Genomic DNA, 21,709 nt, shown 5'->3' with positions numbered 1-21,709 from the left:
TGTGACTGGGCCATCACCCTTGGCCCAAGTCCTGGCCGCGACCATCCTGAAAAACAGCCCGCAGACATGCGAACGGCAAGACGAGGGACGGTAAAAGCGGCGATCCGGACCGGCAGTGCGACCGGATTTGAAGATCAGGCCCGGATGCTCCCCAGGATCGTGAACAGGACCGCAAACAGGGAAACAGGCTCTAGAGGAGAATGACGATGCGCTCCGTGATGTGCGGGTTGATGGCGACGGCGGCCCTGTGGTGCGGCATGGCCGCGGTCCAGACGGCCCAGGCCCAGGACAAGACGCTCTATGTCGCCGCCTATGGCGGCTCCTACGAGCAGACCATGCGCAAGGACATCATCCCGGCCTTCGAAAAGGCGACGGGCGTGAAGGTCGAGTATGTCGCCGGCAACTCCACCGACAACCTCGCCAAGCTGCAGGCCCAGAAGGGCAACCAGCAGATCGACGTCGTCATCCTCGACGATGGGCCGATGTATCAGGCGGTGTCGCTGAATTTCTGCGCCGATCTGCAGAAGGCGCCGGTCTACGACCAGCTCTATGATCTGGCGAAGATGCCGTCGGGCAAGGCGGTCAGCATCGGCGTGGTCGGCACCGGCATCGTCTACAACAAGGCGTATTTCGACGAGAACAAGATCCCGGCCCCGACCTCGTGGAAGGACATCGAGGACCCGCGCTTCAAGAAGAAGCTGGTGGTTCCGCCGATCAACAACACCTACGGCCTGCACGCGCTGGTGATGATGGCCCGCCTGAACGGCGGCGGCGAAGCCAACATCGAGCCCGGCTTCAAGGAGTTCAAGGACAAGGTCAACCCCAACGTCCTGGCCTATGAGCCGTCGCCGGGCAAGATGACCGAGCTGTTCCAGAGCAACCAGGCGGTCATCGCCGTGTGGGGGTCGGGCCGGGCCAAGGCGCTGGCCGACACCGGCTTCCCCGCCACCTTCACCTATCCCAAGGAAGGCGGCGTCGCGCTCGGCTCCGCCGCCTGTCAGGTCGCCGGCAGCGACAAGGCCGCCGAGGCGCAGAAGTTCATCCAGCACATGCTGGGGGCGGAGGCGCAGACGGCTCTGGCGCTCAACGCCGGTTTCGGCCCGGTCAACAAGACGGTGGAACTGCCCGCCGACAAGCAGGCCGGCATCCCCTATGGCCCGGAACAGGTCGGCAAGCTGCTGGTGATGGATTGGGACACCATCAACAAGAACCGCGAGCAGTGGAACCGTCGCTGGACCCGCGAGATCGAGCGCTGAGGTAAGGGGCTAATCCCCTCTCCCCCCGGGGAGAGGGTTAGGGGAGGGTCGCGCGGCAGAGGATTCTCGAGAATCCACCCTTTGTGCATCCCCTCACCCCGACCCTCTCCGGGGGAGAGGGAGATAAAGGGAAGAGGGAGACGACGGCATGGCTTATCTGGTTCTCGACCAACTGACCAAGCGCTTCGGAAACTGGACGGCGGTCGATCGCGTCTCGCTGACGGTGGAGAAGGGCGAACTGATCTCGCTGCTGGGGCCGTCGGGCTGCGGCAAGACCACCACCTTGCAGATGATCGCCGGCTTCCTGGACGCCGATGGCGGGCGGGTGACGCTGGACGGCCAGGATCTGCTGGCGAAGAAGCCGAACGAGCGCGGGCTGGGCATCGTCTTCCAGAGCTATGCCCTGTTCCCGCACATGACCGCGGCGGAGAATGTCGCCTTCGGCCTGGAGATGCGGAAGATCGCCCGCGCCGACCGTGAGCGCATGGTGGCCGAGGCGCTGAAGCTGGTCGGGCTGGAGCAGTATGGCGACCGCCACCCGCGGCGGATGTCGGGCGGACAGCAGCAGCGTGTGGCGCTGGCGCGGGCGCTGGTCATCAAGCCGAGCCTGCTGCTGCTGGACGAGCCGCTGTCGAACCTGGACGCCAAGATGCGCGAGGAGATGCAGATCGAGCTGCGCCGCATCCAGCGCACCGTCGGCACCACCATGATCCTGGTCACCCACGACCAGTCGGAGGCGATGGCGCTGTCCGACCGCGTGGTGGTGATGAACAAGGGACGCATCCAGCAGGTCGCGACGCCGCAGGAAGCCTACGACCGGCCGGCCAACGCCTTCGTCGCCAATTTCCTGGGCCGCACCAACCTGCTGCCGGGAATGGTCGGCAGCGGTGCGGGCGGCGGCGCCGTCATCACCGTGGCGGATTCCGTCTGGCCGGTGTCGCAGCCGGTGCCCGCGGGGCCGGGGGCGCTGGCGGTGCGGCCGGAGAAGATCGGCTTCGTCGATGCAGGAGGCTTGAGCGGCACGGTGCTGGCCCGCGTCTTCCAGGGCACGCAATGGCTGTTCGAGATCGAGACCGCCGCCGGCCGCCTGATGGTGATCCGCCAGCATGACGGCTCTCCCCTGCCCGCCGAGCGCGAGCGGGTGATGGTCGGCTGGCGCCCGCAGGACATGGCGGTGATGCCCGCCGATCCGGATGCGGCTTCCGGCGTGCGGGAGGCGGCATGAGCATGGCGGCTTCCACCGAAACCCAGGTTTCCGGCGCCCAGGCGTCCGCGCCGCCGCCGCCGCGCCGCCGGCGCCGCTGGCCGCTGGCGCCCTATCTGCTGAGCGCGCCGGGGCTGGCGCTGTGCGCGGTGCTGCTGCTGGTGCCGCTGGTGATGACCTTCCTGTTGTCGCTGAACAGCTTCAGCTTCTATGGCGGCATCCAGAATGTCTGGCAGCTCGGCAACTATGCCGACATCATCGCCGACGACTATTTCCACGAGGTGTTTCTGCGCACCTTCCGCATCGCAGCGCTGGTGACGCTGCTGTGCGCGGTGTTCGGCGCGCCGGAGGCCTATATCCTGCGCCGGATGAAGTCGCCGTGGCGGGGCCTGTGCCTGCTGATCGTGCTGGGGCCGCTGCTGATCTCGGTGGTGTCGCGCACGCTGGGCTGGGCGCTGCTGTTCGGCTCCACCGGGCTGGTCAACCAGGGGCTGATGGGGCTGGGGCTGATCGCGACGCCGATCGAGTTCATGTATACGGAGACCGGCGTCGTCATCGCGCTGACCCATGTGCTGGTGCCCTTCATGGTGCTGTCGGTGTGGGCCTCGCTCCAGCGGCTCGACCCGCAGGTGGAGAATGCGGCGCTGTCGCTGGGCGCCGGGCCGCTGACGGTGATGCGCCGGGTGGTGCTGCCGCAGATCGTGCCGGGCATCCTGTCGGGGTCGATCATCGTCTTCGCGCTGGCGGCCAGCGCCTTCGCCACCCCGGCGATCATCGGCGGGCGGCGGCTGAAGGTGGCGGCGACGCTGGCCTATGACGAGTTCCTGAACACGCTGAACTGGCCGCTGGGTGCCACGGTGGCGGTGCTGCTGCTGATCGCCAACATCGTCATCATCGTCGGCTGCAACCGGCTGGTCGAACGTCGCTACAAACAGGTGTTCGAATGAACCGCAACGGTCCGATCGCCCTGATCTTCCACGTCCTGTTCCTGGGCTTCCTGCTGGCGCCGATCGTCATCGTCTGCGCGGTGGCCTTCACCTCGCAAGGCTACCTGTCGCTGCCGACAGAGGGGCTGTCGCTGCGCTGGTTCCGCGCCATCGGCGACAATCCGGAGTTCATCCGCGCCTTCAAGGACAGCCTGCTGCTGGGGGCGGTGTCGTCGACGCTGGCGATCCTGGTGGCGGTGCCGGCGGCGCTGGCCATCGCCCGCCACCAGTTCTTCGGACGCGAGGCGATCCAGGCGCTGTTCCTGTCGCCGCTGATGGTGCCGCACATCGTCCTCGGCATCGCCTTCCTGCGCTTCTTCACCATGATCGGGCTGGGCGGCACCTTCACCGGGCTGGTGCTGAGCCATGTCATCATCATCCTGCCCTTCGCCCTGCGCCTGATCCTGGCGGCATCGACCGGCATGGACCGGGCGGTGGAGAATGCGGCGGCGTCGCTGGGCGCGTCGTCCTGGACCTGCTTCCGCCGGGTGACGCTGCCGCTGATCCTGCCGGGCGTGGCGAGCGGATGGGTGCTGGCCTTCATCAACAGCTTCGACGAGGTGACGATGACGGTCTTCATCGCCTCGCCGGAGACCACCACCCTGCCCGTCCGCCTGTTCCTCTACATCCAGGACAACATCGACCCGCTGGTCGCGGCGGTGTCGGCGGTGCTGATCTTCCTGACCGTGGCGGCCATGCTGGTGCTCGACCGCTTCTATGGCTTGGAGCGGCTGCTGGTCGGCAAGGGCCGCGACTGAGACCGGTTTTCTCTACTGCGTTTCCTCCCCAGACTTGAGCGCCCCGCACGTCCGCGTGCGGGGCGTTTTTCTTTGCGGTGAATGATTCTGTCTTTCTGGAAAGATTTCGTGACAGATGAAGTCGTGGAACCGCGACTTGTCCGAGCAATAGGCCGGCATCGGGAGAGTTACCCCTACATCAATCGTGGAGGCGATCACCGCCTATGCTGGGTAACCATTTTCAGATATTGCCCAGTGATCGCAGGAAAGTAACAGGATTTACCCCTTATTCGCCGAATCCCGGAAAAATGCCTCACCAATGCCCCAACCGTCTGTCCATGGTGGCGCCGCATCGCAACCGCCTAAGGATACGGACCAATGGCCACGACCTCCGGGAACTCGACCATCACCGTGAACGCGAAGGGGACCCTCGACGCGCATTTCAACCTGCTGGTCGACGGCAAGAAGATCGGTGAGGGCACCACGGGCGACACGGCCAAGGATTTCGTCTTCAAGACGGACATCGCCGAGAACCAGGGCCACAAGGTCCAGGTCCAGTACGACAATGACGGCATCTTCCACGGCACCGACCGCAACCTGATCGTCAACGAGATCACCATCAACGGCAAATCGGTCCTGCCGACCGCCGACCATGTCACCTACGACAAGGGCGCGCTGGACGGCCATGACGTCGCCGACGGGCAGGCCGGCATGTGGTGGAACGGCGCGCTGGTGGTCGATGCCGACAAGAGCTATTTCACCGCGGACAGCGTGACGGCCCCCACCACGCCGACCCCCGTCCCGCCGGTCAGCGAGGCGCCGTCCACCGATCCGACGCCGAGCGTGCCGCAGCCGACCGGCCCCGGCTTCTACGTCGCCACCAACGGCAACGACAGCTGGTCGGGCAAGCTGGCCGCGCCGAACGCCGACGGCACCGACGGTCCCTTCGCCTCGCTGCAGAAGGCGCAGACCGCCATGCGGTCGAGCGACATCGACACCACCTATGTCCGCGGCGGCGATTACCACCTGAACAACCCGGTCTGGCTGACCGGCCAGGATTCCGGCGTCACCTTCACCGGCTACGGCAACGAGAAGGCGGTGATCCATGGCGGGTCGCAGGCATCGGTGTCCTTCGGCGTCAGCGGCGCCCAGCATGTCACCATCGAAGGGCTGACCTTCACCGACGGCGTCGCGAACGGCCACTATGTCTTCGCCGACAAGGCGAATGGCCTGACCTTCGCCAACAACGAGGTGAAGGGCGGCGGCTATGGCATCACCGTGCAGAACAGCACCGACAGCAAGGTGATCGGCAACCAGTTCGAGAGCACCGGCGCCGAAGCCATCTATGTGAAGGCCGGCTCCAATTCGTCGGTCGTGTCCGACAACCACGTCAGCCACCCGAACGCCGCCGGCCGCGGCGATGCCGGCATCTGGGTGCTCGGCAGTTCCGACGTGCAGGTCACGCACAATCTGGTCGAGCATTCGCCGGAGAAGGGCATCGCCGTCGGCTCGGTCCAGACCGACGGCAGCGACGCCTCGCACCGGGTGACGGTCGCCTTCAATCAGGTCGTCGATGCCAACCTGGACTCGAACGACGGCGGCGGCATCTACCTGATCAACCGCCAGCAGGACCTGACCGGCCATGTCGTCGTCAACAACGAGGTGACCGGCACCACCGCGACCAACCCGACGGGTCAGGTGGCGAGCTGGGGCATCTATCTGGACGACTGGACCAGCGGCGCCACGGTGAAGGGCAACCTCGTCCACGGCAACATCGGCGGCGTGTTCCTGCATGGCGGCTGGAACAACAGCGTCACCGAGAACATCATCGCCGACAACAGCGGCGCCCAGATCGGCCTGCAGCAGCCGGTCGGCTGGAGCGGCTGGAAGGGTCACGAGATGAGCGGCAACGACATCTCCGGCAACGTGGTCGACGTCAGCGACGGCACCGCCGTGCATATCTTCGGCCCGGCCAATGTCGGCAACATCCACGACAACTTCTACAGCCACCTGAACACGTCGCAGGACATGTTCGACGTCTGGCCGCAGGTGATGGCCGGCGGCGGCAAGGGCAATCTGGGCGAATGGCAGGCGGCCGGCTACGACAAGGGATCGACCATGGTCGATCCGGGCTTCGTCAATCCGGGCGCGCACGACTACAGCCTGTCGTCGGATTCGTCGGTCTACGCCCATGGCTTCGACCACATCCCGACCCACGACATCGGCCTGATCGGCTGATCCGGCTTAACATCGCGCGCTGATTGCGGGCCGCCCGGCGACGGGCGGCCCGTTCGCGTTGGAGGACGGCGCGCTCGGCGGCTGCGACCGTGGCTGCGGCCTTGCCGGCAGCGCCGCGGGGCACCCGCCATGTCTTCCATGACTGTATGAGTGTCGGGAGCATATTACATGCATTTAGGTTGACATTGTAGGTCTCTTGGGAGCATACGGTTACACATTGCATGCAGACAATGCTTCCGGAAGGACCATGCGATGTCATCCGAACAGGAGTGGCCGCCTCTTCCCCCGCTCGGCACCGGCGTGCGTGGCCGTTGCCCACGCTGCGGCCAGGGGCATCTGTTCAGCGGCTTCCTGACGCTGCTCTCCCACTGCGAGGTCTGTGGCCTGGACTATTCCTACGCCGATCCGGCCGACGGCCCCGCCTTCTTCGTCATCTGCTTCGCCTGCATTCCCACGGTCATCCTGGCTCTCTGGATCGAGGTGAAGTTCGAGGCCCCTTACTGGGTACACCTCGTCACGACCCTGCCCTTCCTGTTGCTGACCTGCATTCCGCCCTTGCGGCCGTTGAAGGGTTGGCTGGTGGCCAGCCAGTACGTCTACAAGGCCGAGGAAGCCCGTTTCAGCTCTTCTGACGATAGATAGTGTCATAGCCTGGAGATGTTCAGAATGTACGACTGGTTCCCTTTGGTCTTCTTCCCGTTCAAGATCATCGTGCTGGGCACGGGCATGTTCTTCGCCATCAAGTGGCATCACGATAAGGCGAAGGCGGAGCGAGCGAAGAAGAACGGCGAAACCAGCGGACGGTGAGCGCCCGCAGAACACAGGCCTGATCCACGGTCGAGACCTCGGATATCGAGATCTTATTGTCATGATTGGACCGGGTCTTGGCGGGGACCGATGCGAGCCGGTGCCGCGCGTTCAGGAAGGCATGAGGCCCCCCTCGGAAAGCACCCACCGCAACGCCATCCATTGATTGTCCAAATCGTCCCCATCACGAACCATCCGTTACCACCATTTTCGGTGTTGACCGCCGGGGTCCGTCGGCCGTACTTTTAACCAGCCGGTTAAAACATTGCGGCCGACCCGCCGCTCCGAGCCCGCCGGCCGGAGGAGACGCATGGAACCCCGCTCCCGCTCGGGCGCAGCGTTGCGCCTGCTGAATTCCGACTGGGTCCGCCCCATCCTGCTGATCGCGATCCTGCTGGTTCTGTGGGATCTGGCGGTCCGGCTGTTCGGGGTGCCCGCCTATCTGGTGCCGAAGCCCGGCGACGTCGTGCTGGCGATGATCGACGAATGGCCGCGCCTGCTGTCCGAATCCGTGCCCACATTCACGGCGACGCTGGGCGGCTTCGCGCTGTCGGTGCTGTTCGGCATTCCCATCGCGATGCTGATCGCCGGATCGCGCACGGTGGAAGCCTATGTCTACCCGCTTCTGGTCTTCTCGCAGTCGATCCCCAAGGTCGCCATCGCGCCGCTGTTCGTGGTGTGGTTCGGCTTCGGCCTGATGCCGAAGGTGATCGCCGCCTTCCTGCTGGGCTTCTTCCCGGTCGTCGTCTCGGCGGTCCAGGGCTTCAAGTCGGTGGATGGCGAGATGATGGATCTGGCGCGGTCCATGAAGGCCTCGCGCTTGCAGACCTTCCAGATGGTCAGCCTGCCGCATGCGCTGCCGGCGATCTTCGCCGGGCTGAAGGTGTCCATCACGCTGGCGGTGGTGGGGGCGGTGGTCGGCGAATTCGTCGGCTCGAACTCCGGCATCGGCTTCGTCCTGCAACGCTCCATCGGCAATTTCGAACTTCCCCTGATGTTCGCGGCGCTGACCGTGCTGGCGCTGATGGGCGTCGTGCTGTTCTGGGTCATCGACGTGGTCGAACGCTTCGCCATCCCCTGGCACGCCAGCCAGCGCAACAAGTACGGCCCGACGGCGTAAAAGGCTTGTGAGTTCTTGACCCGACTGTCGGCCGTCATCCCCGCGAAGGCGGGGATCCAGGCTACCGGTCCAAACGCTTGAAAAGGCTGGATTCCCGCCTTCGCGGGAATGACGGTCGAGAAACGCGCTCGATGCGATCCGACACCATAGTTTTGAAGATGTAGTCCCGAAACCCGTTCATCGACAAGAACCCCGGTGCCGGACACCGCCGGCCGACGGGGCGATCCACCACCCATGGGAGGACACCGGTCGTGATGAAGAAAGCCATCGTCGCGGCGCTCTGCGCCTTTGCCGCCTCCACTTTGCCGGCGCAGGCCGCCGACAAGGTGACGCTGATGCTGAACTGGTATGTCTATGGCGAGCACGCGCCCTTCTATTACGGCAAGGACAAGGGGCTGTACGAGGCCGAAGGCATCGACCTGGAAATCCAGGAAGGCCGCGGATCGGCGGTGACGACGCAGCTGGTCGCCAGCAATGCGGTCACCTTCGGCTATGTCGACGTGCCGACCATGATCAAGGCGGCGATGAAGGGCGCGCCGGTGGTGTCGCCGGGCGTGCTGCTGCAGACCAGCCCGATGTCGGCGATGGGCTTCACCGACAAGAACATCCGCAAGCCGGAGGACATCAAGGGCAAGATCGTCGCCATGACGCCGGGCGACAGCATGTCCCAGATCTGGCCGCTGTTCCTGAAGAAGACCGGCCTGAAGGAACGTGATTTCGAGGTGGTGTCGGGCGACGCCCAGACCAAGCTGAACGCCGTCATCAACGGTCAGGCCGACCTGCTGCTGGGCTATGTCATGGACCAGAGCATGAAGATCAAGGACGCCACCGGCAAATCGGTGACGCCGATCCGCTTCGCCGATTACGGCGTCAACATGGTCTCCTCCGGCATCATCACCAACACCGAAACGCTGAAGGAGAAGCCCGACCTCGTCCGCCGCTTCATGGCCGCCACCACCAAGGCGGTGGAAGAGGCCGAGAAGGCGCCGAAGGAGGCCGCGGCGGCCATCCTGAAGGCCAACCCGAAGGGCGGCAAGCCCGACACGCTGCAGGAAGGCTTCGAGCTGACCATCCCGCTCTACCGCACCAAGGAGACGGAGAAGATGCGGCCGTTCCAGGTCACCGACGCCAACATGAAGGAGACGGTCGATCTGCTGGTCGAATATGGCGGGCTGGACAAGTCGGCCAAGGAGAACCCCAAGCGCTTCTACACCCGCGAGTTCCTGCCGCCCGACCCGGCCGCCAAGGCGATGAACGCCGCCGCCAAGTGATTTGACCGCAGCATGCCCGCACGGAGCGACGAGGAGAGCATGGCACAGCCACAGTTGAAACTGGTGGGCGAGGCGGAAACGCAGCGCCTGTCCGGCGAGCCGCTGATCCGCATCGACGGCGTGACCAAGACCTACCGCACCCGCGACGGCGAGGTGCCGTCGCTCCGCCCCATCACCTTCGACGTGCGGCCGGGCGAGTTCCTGGTGGTGGTGGGACCGTCGGGCTGCGGCAAGTCCACCCTGCTGAAGATGCTGGCCGGGCTGCTGCCGGTCACCAGCGGCACCATCCGGATCGAAGGCGACACGGTGACGGAGCCGCACGACGACACCGGCATCGTCTTCCAGAGCCCGACCCTGCTGGCCTGGCGGTCGGTGCTGCGCAACATCATGCTGCCGGTGGAAATCCGCCGCCTGCCGCGCGAGCGCTATCTGGAGCGTGCCCACAAGCTGGTCGAGATGACCGGGCTGAAGGGGTTCGAGCACAAATATCCATGGCAGCTGTCGGGCGGCATGCAGCAGCGCGCCGCGCTGTGCCGGGCGCTGGTGCATGATCCGAAGATTCTGCTGATGGACGAGCCGTTCGGCGCGCTCGACGCCATGACGCGGGAACGGATGAATGTCGAGTTGCAGCGCATCCAGCATGAGACCGGCAAGACGGTGATCCTGATCACCCACTCCATCCCCGAGGCGGTGTTCCTGGCCGACCGGGTGATGGTGATGTCGGAACGGCCGGGCACCATCGCGGCCACCTACGAGGTGCCGCTGGAGCGCCCGCGCACGCTGGACGTCATGGGCGACCCGGTGTTCATCCAGCTGACACAGACCATCCGCAAGCATTTCGCGGCGCAGGGGCATCTGGATTAAGCGCCGAGAGTCCCTCTGGCACCGAAAGAACTTTGCGTCATCCCCGCGAAGGCGGGGATCCAGGCGACTTCGCAGTTGAATCGCTGCGCAGGCTGGATTCCCGCCTTCGCGGGAATGACGGCCGAGAACGTACTGAAAGATTCTCACCATGTCCGTCGCCCCGGCCGCCCCCCGTCTCCGCATCCGCGCCATCGAGCTGTACGAGCGGCCCGTCCGTTTCGTGAAGCCGTTCCGCTTCGGCGCGGTGACGGTGGAGGCCGCCCCGCAGGCTTTCGTCCGCGCCCTGATTGGAGTGGAGGGAAAAGGCGAGGCCTGGGGGGCGGCGGCCGAGATGATGATGCCGAAATGGTTCGACAAGCGCCCGGATCGCAGCCCGGCCGACACGGTGGACGGCCTGCGCCGCTCGCTGGTCGAGGCGCGGGAGGGGTATCTGGCGGACGGACGGCTCGACACCGCCTTCGGGCATCACGCCGCCTTCACGCCGAGGATGGAGCCGAAACTCGCCGCCGCCTTCGGGCCGGCGCAGATCGACAAGGCGGTGCTGGACGGGCTGTTGCGGGTGCTGGGGTTGAACGCGTTTCAGGGGCTGGGCGCCAATGCCGCCGGGCTGGACGCGCGGCTGGCGCCCGATCTCGGCGGCTTCGATCTCGACGGGTTTCTTCGCGGCCTCTCTCCGCTTGGCGAGGTGGAGCTGCGGCACACGGTCGGCCTGCTCGACAAGCCGGAGGATTTGGCAAGGCGCACGCATCTGCGCTGGTTCAAGATCAAGCTGGGCGGCGACGTGTCCGCCGATGTCGAGCGGCTGACGGAACTGGCGGCGGTGCTGGAGACGGCCGTTCCCGGCTACCGCACCACACTGGACGGCAACGAGCAGTATCGCGATGCGGACCATGTGGCGGAACTGCTCGACCGCATCGACGCGTCCCCTGCCCTCGCCGGTTTCCGCAGGGCGCTCGCCTATCTGGAACAGCCGATCGCGCGGGAGGCGGCGCTCGCCCGGCCGCTGGGCGCGGTGGCGGAGCGGGTGGCGGTCATCATCGACGAATCCGACGACGGCTATGACGCCTTTCCGCAGGCCCGCGTCCTGGGCTATCGCGGGGTGTCGTCGAAGTCCTGCAAGGGCCTGTACAAGGCGATGCTCAACCGCGCCCGCTGCGCGGCGTGGGGGCCGCCGCACTTCATCTCCGCCGAGGATCTGACCTGTCAGGCCGGGCTGTCGGTGCAGCAGGACACGGCGCTGGTCGCCTTTCTCGGCATTCCGCATGCCGAACGCAACGGGCACCAGTATGGCGAAGGGTTCGGCAGCGAGGCCGAGGGCGCGGCCTTCCTCGACGCCCATCCCGGTTTCTACGAGCGCGGCGCCGACGGCACGGTGCGGCTCGCCACCGGTGCCGGGCGGCTGGCGACGGCGCCGCTGTCCGGCCCCGGATACGCACATGCGGCAGATTTTGGGGCCGGCCCCGACTGGTCCGGCCTGTCACCCCTTTCAAAACCGACATCAGCGCTTTCCGAAGGAGTCCACCCATGAGCACCAAGCGCCTTGGCCTCATCATGCACGGCGTCACCGGGCGGATGGGCATGAACCAGCACCTGATCCGCTCGATCCTGGCGATCCGCGCCCAGGGCGGCGTCACCCTCTCCGACGGCTCGCGCGTCATGCCCGACCCGATCATCGTCGGCCGCAATGCCGAGAAGATGCAGGAGCTGGCCCGCCGCCACGGCATCGAGCGCTGGAGCGACAACATCGACGCCGCGCTGGAAAACCCGGACGACGTGATCTTCTTCGACGCCGGCACCACGCAGATGCGCCCCACCCTGCTGGAAAAGGCGATCCGCGCCGGCAAGCATGTCTATTGCGAGAAGCCGATCGCCACCAACCTGGACGAGGCGCTGCGCGTCGTCCGGCTGGCGGAGGAGGCCGGGGTGAAGAACGGCACGGTGCAGGACAAGCTGTTCCTGCCCGGCCTGGAGAAGCTGCGGATGCTGCGCGACAGCGGCTTCTTCGGCCGCATGCTGTCGGTGCGCGGCGAGTTCGGCTATTGGGTGTTCGAGGGCGACTGGCAGCCGGCGCAGCGTCCGTCCTGGAATTACCGGGACGAGGACGGCGGCGGCATCATCCTCGACATGATCTGCCACTGGCGTTACGTGCTCGACAACCTGTTCGGGAAGGTGAAGAGCATCTCGTGCCTGGGCGCCACCCACATCCCGGAGCGCTGGGACGAGAAGGGCAAGCCCTACAAGGCCACCGCCGACGACGCCGCCTATGCGATGTTCGAGCTTGAGGGCGGGGTGATCGCCACCATCAACTCGTCCTGGTGCACGCGGGTCTATCGCGACGATCTGGTGACCTTCCAGGTCGACGGCACCAACGGCTCGGCGGTGGCCGGCCTGACCGACTGCGTGATCCAGCCGCGCCAGGGCACGCCGCGCCCGGTGTGGAACCCCGACCAGAAGCAGACCATCGACTTCTACGACACCTGGCAGCCGGTGCCCGACAACGCCGTGTTCGACAACGGCTTCAAGGTGCAGTGGGAGTCCTTCATCCGCCATGTGGTGGAGGATGCGCCCTACCGCCATGGCCTCATCGAAGGTGCCAAGGGCGTCCAGCTGGTGGAATGCGCGCTGCAGAGCTGGCGCGAACGCCGCTGGGTCGATGTGCCGTCCATCGAGGGGTGAGGCTTCGGCTGCGTTAGACCCCCACCTAACCTCCCCCGCTGGGCGGGGGAGGGACTGCCGCTGCCCCCCGAACAAGCACCTACCCCCTCCCCCGCCCAGCGGGGGAGGGTTGGGGTGGGGGCAAGTGGCGGTACTCACAGTCAGGAATTCCGAGCCATGCCGACCATCCGCCTTCCCCGCGCCGACCGCAGCATCGAGAGCTATACGCTCGCCCCGCCGCGCGGCTTTCCCGCGCGCACCGACCGGCCGCTGACCCGCGTCGCCTTCGCCGCCGCCCATATGGTCGCCGACCCGCTGGCCGACTGCGATCCGTGGCTGGCGCCGGCCATCGACTGGGACCGCACCATCGCCTTCCGCGAGCATCTGTGGGACCTCGGCCTCGGCGTCGCCGAGGCGATGGACACGGCGCAGCGCGGCATGGGGCTGGACTGGCCGACCTCGCTGGAGCTGATCCGGCGGTCGCAATCGGCGGCCAAGGCGCGCGGCGGGGTCATCGCCTGCGGCGCCGGCACCGATCATCTGCCGCCGGAGAACGCCCGCGGCGTCGACGACGTCATCCGCGCCTATGAGGAGCAGATCGAGGCCATCGAGGCGTTGGACGGCCGCATCATCCTGATGGCGTCGCGCGCGCTGGCCCGCGTGGCGAAGGGGCCGGAGGATTACGTCCGCGTCTATGGCCGCATCCTGTCGCAGGTGAAACAGCCGGTGATCCTGCATTGGTTGGGCGACATGTTCGACCCGGCGCTGGCGGGATATTGGGGGACGAGCGATATCGACGCGGCGATGGACACCGCGCTGTCGATCATCGGCGATTTCGCACCCAAGGTGGACGGCATCAAGATCTCGCTGCTCGACAAGGACAAGGAGATCGTCATGCGGCGGCGCCTGCCGGAGGGCGTGCGCATGTATACGGGGGACGATTTCAATTATGCGGAGCTGATCGCCGGCGATGGGCAGCATCACTCCGACGCGCTGCTGGGGATCTTCGACGCCATCGCGCCCGCCGCAGCATCCGCGCTGGCCCATCTGGCCGACGGCGACGAGGCGGCGTTCCACGACATCCTCGCCCCCACCGTGCCGCTGTCGCGCCACATCTTCAAGGCGCCGACCCGCTTCTATAAGACCGGCGTGGTGTTCATGGCCTATCTGAACGGCCATCAGGACCATTTCACCATGGTCGGCGGGCAGGAAAGCACACGGTCCACCCTGCATCTGGCCGAGCTGTTCCGGCTGGCCGACAAGGCCGGGCTGCTGTCCGATCCGGAACGGGCGGCGCAGCGGATGGCGGCGGTTCTGGCAGTAAGGGGGATTTCGTGATGCGCGACTTCACAGGCGATCACCGCTGGCTGTCGATCAACACCGCCACGGTGCGCAAGCAGGGCAACTTGGTGGAGATCCTCGACGCCTGCACCCGGCGCGGCATCCGCGCCGTTTCGCCCTGGCGCGATCAGGTGGCGGCGGTCGGGCTCGACGCCACGCTGCGGGCGGTGCGGGCGGGGGAACTGGCGCTGTCCGGCTATTGCCGCGGCGGCATGTTCCCGGCCGACCCGTCCAAGGCGGCGGAGGTGCGCGACGACAACCGCCGCGCGGTGGACGAGGCGGCGGCGCTGGGGGCGGCCTGCCTCGTGCTGGTGGTCGGCGGGTTGCCGCAATTCTCCCGCCCCGGATCGGCGGTCAGCAGGGACATCGCGCTGGCGCGGTCGCAGGTGGAGGACGGCATCGCCGAACTGCTGGACTATGCCCGCAAGGCGGGCATGCCGCTGGCGATCGAGCCGCTGCACCCGATGTATGCGGCCGACCGCGCCTGCGTGAACACGATGGCGCATGCGCTGGACATTTGCGACCGGCTGGACCCGGTTGGTTCGGGGGCGCTGGGGGTGGCGGTCGACGTCTACCATGTCTGGTGGGACCCGGACCTGGAGGCGCAGATCCGCCGTGCCGGCAGAGAGCGGCTGCTGGCCTTCCATGTCTGCGACTGGCTGGTGCCGACCAGCGACCTGCTGCTCGACCGCGGCATGATGGGCGACGGCATCATCGACATCCCACGCATCCGCGGGTGGGTCGAGGAGTGCGGTTTCGCCAGCTATTCGGAGGTGGAGATCTTCTCGCAAGGCAACTGGTGGGAAAAGCCGATGGGCGAGGTGCTGGACACCTGCATCGAAAGGCACCGCAGCGTGGTTTGACATCGCCCTGGTTTGAAATTTCCGGCCGACGCTCTACCATGGGGGGCAGCCACCCCCCTACCCCGGACCGCAGGAGCCGGCTTCCCGCATGGACAGCCTGACCGACGCACCCGAACCGGTGCCGCCTTCTCCCAACCCCGCCCCTGCCCCAACCGCGCCGGCCAAGGCGACCCGCGATCCGGAGGGCACGCGGGCGCGCATCATGGCCGCGGCGACGGAAGAGTTCGCGCGCTATGGGCTGGGCGGCGCCCGCGTCGACCGCATCGCCGAGCAGGCCGGCACCAACAAGCGCATGCTCTATTACCATGTCGGCAACAAGGAGGAGCTGTATCTGGCGGTCCTGGAGGACGCCTATGCCCACATCCGCGAGACCGAGCGCACGCTGAACCTCGACAAGCTGGCGCCGCCCGACGCCATCGCCCGGCTGATCGGCTTCACCTGGCAGTATTTTATCGACCATCCCGAATTCATGGCCCTGCTGAACATCGAGAATCTGCACCGGGCCGAACTGCTGAAGAATTCCGGGCAGGTGCAGTCGATGCACTCCCCCTTCGTGCAGATGATCGCCGACGTGCTGGCGCGCGGGGTGAAACAGGGGGTGTTCCGCGCCGGGGTCGATCCGGTGCAGCTCTACATCTCCATCGCCGGGCTGTCCTACTTCTACCTCTCCAACGTCCACACCCTGTCGGTGATCTTCGGCCGCGACCTGCTGGCCGACCCTGCGAAGGAGGAACGGCTGGCCCATATGGTGGAGCTGGTGCTGCAGTCCCTGCGGCCCTGACGCAAGGCAATCGCATATGGAATCCAGAATCCCACAAAAGGACTTCCGTCATCCCCGCGAAGGCGGGGATCCAGGAAACCGTCGTGCAAAGCGACTGAAACGGCTGGATTCCCGCCTTCGCGGGAATGACGTGCTTCCTTGTGTAGGATCACAATTGCCATAGGCGATTACCCTGCGGCCCTGACCACCATTGTTGCGGGAACCGGAAGCGCTGCGGTCGGTTGGACATGACGGGGGCGCTGACGGAAGGGAGAGGGAATGGCTTCGCGGATCGAGGATTACGCCCTGCTCGGCGACTGCGAAACGGCGGCGCTGGTGTCGCGTGAAGGGTCCATCGACTGGCTGTGCTGGCCGCGGTTCGATTCCGATGCGTGCTTCGCCGCCTTGCTGGGCACGCCGGAACATGGCCGCTGGCTGATCGCGCCGGCCGACGCCGATGTCCGGATCACGCGGCGCTATCGCGGCGACACGCTGATTTTGGAGACCGATTTCGAGACCGCCGACGGGGCGGTGACCGTCATCGACTTCATGCCGCCACGGGATCAGGCATCGGACGTGGTGCGGATCGTCGTCGGGCGCCGGGGCCGCGTCGTGATGCGGACAGAACTGGTCATCCGCTTCGGCTATGGTTGCGCCGTGCCGTGGGTGACGCATCTGGAGGACGGCACGCTGCGTGCCATCGCCGGGCCGGACATGCTGCATCTGCGCACGCCGGTCGAGCTGTGCGGTCGGAATCTGACCACCGTCGGCGATTTCACCGTCGAGGAGGGCGACCGTGTACCCTTCGTGCTGACCTACGCCCCCTCCTGCGATCCGATCCCCGACCCGGTGGATGCGGAACAGGCGCTTCGCGACACCGAGCGGTTCTGGCAGGACTGGATCGGCCACTGCAACTACGACGGCCCCTGGGCGGATGCGGTGCGGCGCTCGCTGGTGACCTTGAAGGCGCTGACCTACCTGCCGACCGGCGGCATCGTCGCCGCGGCGACCGCCTCGCTGCCCGAACAGTTGGGCGGCATCCGCAATTGGGATTATCGCTTCTGCTGGCTGAGGGATTCGACCTTCACGCTGCAGGCGCTGATGAACGCCGGCTTTTACGAGGAGGCCAACGCTTGGCGCGGCTGGCTGCTGCGCGCCACCGCCGGCCGGCCGGAACAGTTGCAGATCATGTATGGCATTGCGGGCGAGCGCCGGCTGCTGGAGTGGGAAGCCGACTGGCTGCCTGGCTATGAGGGCGCCCGGCCGGTGCGCATCGGCAATGCCGCATCCTCGCAGCTCCAGCTCGACGTCTATGGCGAGCTGATGGATGCCCTGCATCAGGCGCGGCGCGGCGGGCTGGGCGCCAACGAGGCGGGCTGGCAGCTTCAGCGGTCGCTGCTGGCCCATCTGGAGACGGTGTGGGACCAGCCGGACGAGGGCATCTGGGAAACCCGCGGCGGGCGGCAGCCCTTCACCTTCTCCAAGGTGATGGCCTGGGTGGCGGCCGACCGCGCCATCAAGAGCGCCGAGCATTTCGGCATGGAAGGGCCGGTCGAGCGCTGGAAGGATCTGCGCCGGCGCATCCATCAGGATGTGTGCGCCAACGGCTATGACCGGGAATTGGGGAGTTTCGTCCAGTCCTATGGCAGCAAGCTGGTCGATGCGTCGCTGCTGCTTCTGCCGGTGGTGGGTTTCCTGCCGGCGCATGATCCGCGCATCGCCGGCACGGTGGCGGCGGTCGAGCGCCAGCTGCTGAAGGACGGCTTCGTCCAGCGCTACGACACCGGGCGGGTCGAAGACGGGCTGCCGCCCGGCGAGGGCAGTTTCCTGGCCTGCAGCTTCTGGCTGGTGGATGCCTTCGTCCTGCAAGGCCGTCATGACGAGGCGGAGGCGCTGTTCGAGCGGCTGCTGGCCCTGCGCAACGATCTGGGCCTGCTGTCGGAAGAGTATGACGCGAAGGCCGGGCGGCTGGTCGGGAATTTCCCGCAGGCCTTCTCCCACATTGCGCTGGTCAACTCCGCCTTCAACCTGAGCCGCAACGCCCAGGCGGCCAAGCAGCGCTCCAACGGCGAAAGCGGTGGCGGTGCGTGATCGGCCGGAGGTTGTGAGTTTTTGGAGGCGTAGGAGAAGTCCCCTCTCCCCCCCGGGGAGAGGGTTAGGGTGAGGGGGTCGCAGGGCAAGGATTCTCGGGACAGCCACGCTGTGCATCCCCCTCACCCCGACCCTCTCCCCAGGGGGGAGAGGGGGAGAGAGGGAGAGGGAGATTTTCAGCCGGCGAAGGCGATGACGCTGAGCAGGGCGTTTTCCGCCTGCCGGCTGTCGAGACGGGTCAACTGCACCACCACCGGCCCGTCGGCCTCGACAAGCGTGGAAAAGGGCTGGCCGAGCGGGACCGGCTCGGGGTCGTCGAGCAGGTTTATGCGGACGTGATTGGTGCGGCGGGCGCCGACCTTCACCCGGTACGGCCCGGCCGGCTCGCGGTCGGTGAAATAGAGGGTGATCCGCAGCTCCACCTCGCGGTCGCCGGTGTTGAGAATCGACAGCCCCTCGTGGCTCGCCAGTTCGGGTTCGGGGCCGTGGCTCCAGGCCGGAATGTAGTTGTCGGCGATGGCCCAGCGGGTGTGTCCGATCGGTGCCTTGGCCATAGCTGTCTCCTGAGTTCGGGTCATTTGCCGGCGGGGTCGTGCGAGGTGCGGTGGCGCAGGGCGTCGCGCCAGACCTCCGCCAGTGTCCGCGCCCGCCGTCCGGTCAGCTGCTCCACCTGCTCACGGCAGGAAAAGCCGTCGGCGATCAGCAGGGTGTCGGGGGATGCCTGCCGCAGCGTGGCGCCCAGCCCCTGGTCGAAGATCGCCAGCGAGACCCGATACTTGTCCTCCTCGTAGCCGAAGGCGCCGGCCATGCCGCAGCAGCCGTCGTCGAGGATGCGGGCGTCGAGGCCGCTCTTGCGGATCTGCGCCGCGTCGCAGCCCATGCCGAACACCGCCTTGTGATGGCAGTGCCCATGCACCAGCGCCTTGCCGGACAGTTTGGGCGGGTCGAAATGGGCCACCTTTTCCAGAAATTCGGCCAGCAGCATGCTGCGGCCGGAGAGGCGCTTCGCCTCCGGATCGTCGGGGAACAGGTTGGGCAGCTCGTCGCGGAAGACCGACAGGCAGCTCGGCTCGACGCCGACGACATAGGCGCCGGCGTCCAGTTCACGGCGCAGGCCGGCCATGGTCTGTTTCAAGGTGCTCCTGGCCTCGTCCAGCCGGCCGAAATCGTAATAGGGCCGGCCGCAGCACAGGTTCCTGCGCGGGATGGTGACGGCGTAGCCGGCGGCGTCCAGCACCTCGGCGGCGGCGAACAGCGGCTCCGGCGTGAAGTGGTTGTTGAAGCTGTCGGTCCACAGCACCACCGGCGGCCGGCCGCGGTTCGGCGGGGCCGTCCAGGAGCGGCGGAAGGTCTTGGCGGCGAAGGCCGGGACCGGGCGCTGCGGGGCGATGCCCGCCGCCGCGCGGGAAAGGCGGCCGAACACCGGCGTCTGGGTGGCGAAGTTGGGCGCCCACCACACCGGAGCCAGCAGGCGCGCCCAGCGATGGATCAGCCCCATGCTCCAGGCCGCGCGCGGGCGGGGGCGGTGCTGGTAATGGTGGTGCAGGAACTCCGCCTTGTAGGTCGCCATGTCGACATTGACCGGGCAATCGGCCTTGCAGCCCTTGCAGCCCAGGCACAGGTGCAGCGCGTCGTGGATCGTCTCGTCGCGCCAGCCGTCGCCGAGCGGGTCGCCCTGCAGCATCTCCTGCAGCAGGCGGGCGCGGCCACGGGTCGAATGACGCTCCTCCCGCGTGGCGCGGAAGCTGGGGCACATGGTGCCGCCCTCGTGCCGCCGGCATTTGCCGACGCCGACGCAGCGCAGCAGCGCGTGGGTGAGCGACCCGCCGTCCTCCGGGTAGGTGAAGACGCTCTCCAGATGCGGCGGCTTGAAGCGCGGGCCGAGGCGCAGCTGGCTGTCGGCGGCGTAGGGATGCACGACCTTGTGCGGGTTCATGCGGTTGTCCGGATCCCAGATCGCCTTGAACTCGGCGAAGGCCCGCACGAGGTCGTCGCCGAACATGATCGGCAGCAGTTCCGCCCGCGCCTGCCCGTCGCCATGCTCGCCGGACAGGGTGCCGCCATGGCGCACCACCAGATGGGCCGCGTCGGTCAGGAAGCGGCGGAAGGTGTCGACCTCTTCCTGTGTGTGCAGGCCGAAGCCGACGCGGCAATGGATCAGCCCGTCGCCGAAATGGCCGTAGAGCGCCGGCTTGTAGCCGTAATCGTCGTAGAGCTTCAGCAGGTCGCGCATGTAGGCGCCGAGATTTTCGGGCGCCACCGCGGAATCCTCCCAGCCCGGCCAGGTGTCGTGCTTCTCCCCCGGCACCCAGGCGGTGGCGCCGAGACCGGATTCGCGCACCTTCCACAGCCGGCCCTGCTCGTGAGGATCGGCGACGAGGCGCATGTCGTGGACGTGGGGCCGGCCGCGCAGATGATCCTCAAGGCGGCGGGCCTTGGCGACGGCCTCGTCCCGGCTGTCGCCGCCGAACTCGACGAACAGCCAGGACGGGCCGTCGGGCAGAAGCTTGAGGTCGTCCACATGCAGGTGCTTCTTGCGCATGAAGTCGGTCAGGCGCTCGTCCACCCCCTCGATGGCGTCGGGGCCGAAGCTGCGGACGTCGCAGGCGGCGTCGGCGGCATGGCAGACGCTTTCGAAACCGACGACCAGAACCACCTTCGACGGCGGATCGGGGATCAGGTTCAGCGTGGCGCGCAGGACGGTGACGCAGGTGCCCTCGCTGCCGACCAGGGCGCGGGCGAGGTTGATGCGGCCGTTCCCGTCGGGCAGCAGCGAATCCAGGTTGAAGCCGGAGACGCGGCGCGGGATCTTCGGGTAGATGCGGCGGATCTCGCCGGCGTAGCGGTCGCGCAGGTCTTTCAGTTGCTTGTGGATTTCGCCCTTGCGGCCGCCCTCGGCGATGATGCGGTCCATCTCCGCCTCGGTCGTCCAGCCGACGGTCAGGCGCAGCCCGTCATAGGTGACGATCTCCATGCTCTCGACATTGTGGCTGGTCACCCCGGCGACGACGGAGTGAGGCCCGGCGGAGTTGTTGCCGATCATGCCGCCGATGGAATTGTGGTCATGCGTCGAGGGGTCGGGGCCGAAGCGCAGCCCGTGCGGCCGGCAGCGCTTCTGCACCTCGTCCAGCGTGATGCCCGGCTCGACGGTGGCGAGACGGCGGTCGAGGTCGATGGCGAGGAAGCGGTTGCAGTATTTGGAACTGTCGATGATGACCGTGTAATTGGTGGTCTGGCCGGCCAGCGCCGTCCCGCCGCCGCGCTGCGTGATCGGCACGCCGAACTCTTGGCAGACCCGCACCGCCTCGGCCAGCGCCTCCACGTCGAAGGGGACGACGAGGCCGATGGGAACTTCACGGTAATTGGAGGAATCGGTGGCGTAGAGCGCGCGGTCGCCGTCGCCGAAGCGGATCTCGCCGTTCACCCGGCTGTTCAGTGCGGCGACCAGCGCCGGCACGTCGATTTTGCTCATAGACGAAACCTCTCGGCGTCGGGGCGGTATGCGCGGAGAGCGGC

General features: G+C 66.9%; 18 protein-coding genes. 16 read left to right on the top strand and 2 right to left on the bottom strand.

Annotation, left to right across the window (positions count from 1 at the left end; all coding sequences use genetic code 11):
• The first annotated feature begins 200 nt into the window (after positions 1-200).
• From PWS46_RS17065 to PWS46_RS16990, 16 genes are all read left to right on the top strand, one after another.
• Positions 201-1,256: an ABC transporter substrate-binding protein gene (locus tag PWS46_RS17065; RefSeq protein WP_434620670.1), complete on the top strand. Its 1,056-nt coding sequence runs from the start codon at positions 201-203 to the stop codon at positions 1,254-1,256.
• A 148-nt stretch (positions 1,257-1,404) separates the two neighbouring features.
• A complete protein-coding gene (locus tag PWS46_RS17060) occupies positions 1,405-2,481 on the top strand; it encodes an ABC transporter ATP-binding protein (RefSeq protein WP_434620667.1) in 1,077 nt (358 codons plus the stop codon).
• Entirely contained in the window at positions 2,478-3,407 is a 930-nt protein-coding gene (locus tag PWS46_RS17055) for an ABC transporter permease (RefSeq protein ID WP_085082936.1), read from the top strand. The genes PWS46_RS17060 and PWS46_RS17055 overlap by 4 nt, the downstream gene beginning before the upstream one ends.
• A complete protein-coding gene (locus tag PWS46_RS17050; protein WP_434620663.1) occupies positions 3,404-4,204 on the top strand; it encodes an ABC transporter permease in 801 nt (266 codons plus the stop codon). Before PWS46_RS17055 ends, PWS46_RS17050 begins: the two co-directional genes overlap by 4 nt.
• 357 nt (positions 4,205-4,561) lie before the next feature.
• Positions 4,562-6,421: a right-handed parallel beta-helix repeat-containing protein gene (locus tag PWS46_RS17045; RefSeq protein ID WP_434620660.1), complete on the top strand. Its 1,860-nt coding sequence runs from the start codon at positions 4,562-4,564 to the stop codon at positions 6,419-6,421.
• A gap of 252 nt (positions 6,422-6,673) precedes the next feature.
• Positions 6,674-7,063: a DUF983 domain-containing protein gene (locus PWS46_RS17040; protein WP_434620657.1), complete on the top strand. Its 390-nt coding sequence runs from the start codon at positions 6,674-6,676 to the stop codon at positions 7,061-7,063.
• Positions 7,064-7,087: 24 nt separating this feature from the next.
• Positions 7,088-7,228, top strand: coding sequence for a hypothetical protein (locus tag PWS46_RS17035; protein ID WP_434620654.1), 141 nt, complete (start codon positions 7,088-7,090; stop codon positions 7,226-7,228).
• Between the two features lie 310 nt (positions 7,229-7,538).
• Entirely contained in the window at positions 7,539-8,348 is an 810-nt protein-coding gene (locus PWS46_RS17030) for an ABC transporter permease (protein ID WP_434620651.1), read from the top strand.
• Between the two features lie 254 nt (positions 8,349-8,602).
• Positions 8,603-9,619 (top strand): ABC transporter substrate-binding protein, encoded by a 1,017-nt coding sequence (locus PWS46_RS17025; RefSeq protein WP_434620649.1) that lies wholly within the window; start codon positions 8,603-8,605, stop codon positions 9,617-9,619.
• Positions 9,620-9,658: 39 nt separating this feature from the next.
• On the top strand, positions 9,659-10,483 hold the full coding sequence (locus tag PWS46_RS17020; RefSeq protein WP_434620646.1) for an ABC transporter ATP-binding protein: 825 nt from the start codon (positions 9,659-9,661) through the stop codon (positions 10,481-10,483).
• Between the two features lie 148 nt (positions 10,484-10,631).
• The gene (locus PWS46_RS17015) at positions 10,632-12,011 is read left to right on the top strand and encodes a hypothetical protein (RefSeq protein WP_434620643.1); all 1,380 of its coding nucleotides are present in this window, start codon (positions 10,632-10,634) and stop codon (positions 12,009-12,011) included.
• Entirely contained in the window at positions 12,008-13,159 is a 1,152-nt protein-coding gene (locus PWS46_RS17010; RefSeq protein ID WP_434620640.1) for a Gfo/Idh/MocA family protein, read from the top strand. Before PWS46_RS17015 ends, PWS46_RS17010 begins: the two co-directional genes overlap by 4 nt.
• A 156-nt stretch (positions 13,160-13,315) precedes the next feature.
• Positions 13,316-14,476 (top strand): dihydrodipicolinate synthase family protein, encoded by a 1,161-nt coding sequence (locus PWS46_RS17005; protein WP_434620637.1) that lies wholly within the window; start codon positions 13,316-13,318, stop codon positions 14,474-14,476.
• Positions 14,476-15,342, top strand: a complete 867-nt coding sequence (locus PWS46_RS17000) for a sugar phosphate isomerase/epimerase family protein (RefSeq protein WP_434620634.1) — start codon at positions 14,476-14,478, stop codon at positions 15,340-15,342. Before PWS46_RS17005 ends, PWS46_RS17000 begins: the two co-directional genes overlap by 1 nt.
• An 88-nt stretch (positions 15,343-15,430) precedes the next feature.
• Positions 15,431-16,123, top strand: coding sequence for a TetR/AcrR family transcriptional regulator (locus tag PWS46_RS16995; protein ID WP_434620631.1), 693 nt, complete (start codon positions 15,431-15,433; stop codon positions 16,121-16,123).
• A gap of 258 nt (positions 16,124-16,381) precedes the next feature.
• Positions 16,382-18,193, top strand: a complete 1,812-nt coding sequence (locus tag PWS46_RS16990; protein WP_434620628.1) for a glycoside hydrolase family 15 protein — start codon at positions 16,382-16,384, stop codon at positions 18,191-18,193.
• Between the two features lie 176 nt (positions 18,194-18,369).
• Here the strand turns inward: PWS46_RS16990 and PWS46_RS16985 are convergent, their stop codons facing one another.
• Together PWS46_RS16985 and PWS46_RS16980 are read right to left on the bottom strand one after the other, a co-directional pair.
• Entirely contained in the window at positions 18,370-18,747 is a 378-nt protein-coding gene (locus tag PWS46_RS16985; protein ID WP_434620625.1) for a sensory rhodopsin transducer, read from the bottom strand.
• A 20-nt stretch (positions 18,748-18,767) separates the two neighbouring features.
• A complete protein-coding gene (locus PWS46_RS16980; protein WP_434620622.1) occupies positions 18,768-21,665 on the bottom strand; it encodes an FAD-binding and (Fe-S)-binding domain-containing protein in 2,898 nt (965 codons plus the stop codon).
• Positions 21,666-21,709: the final 44 nt, after the last annotated feature.

The sequence above is a fragment of the Azospirillum sp. B2RO_4 genome, from assembly GCF_051124815.1.
Lineage (GTDB): Bacteria > Pseudomonadota > Alphaproteobacteria > Azospirillales > Azospirillaceae > Azospirillum.
This window is presented reverse-complemented; position numbering and strand designations above follow the sequence as displayed.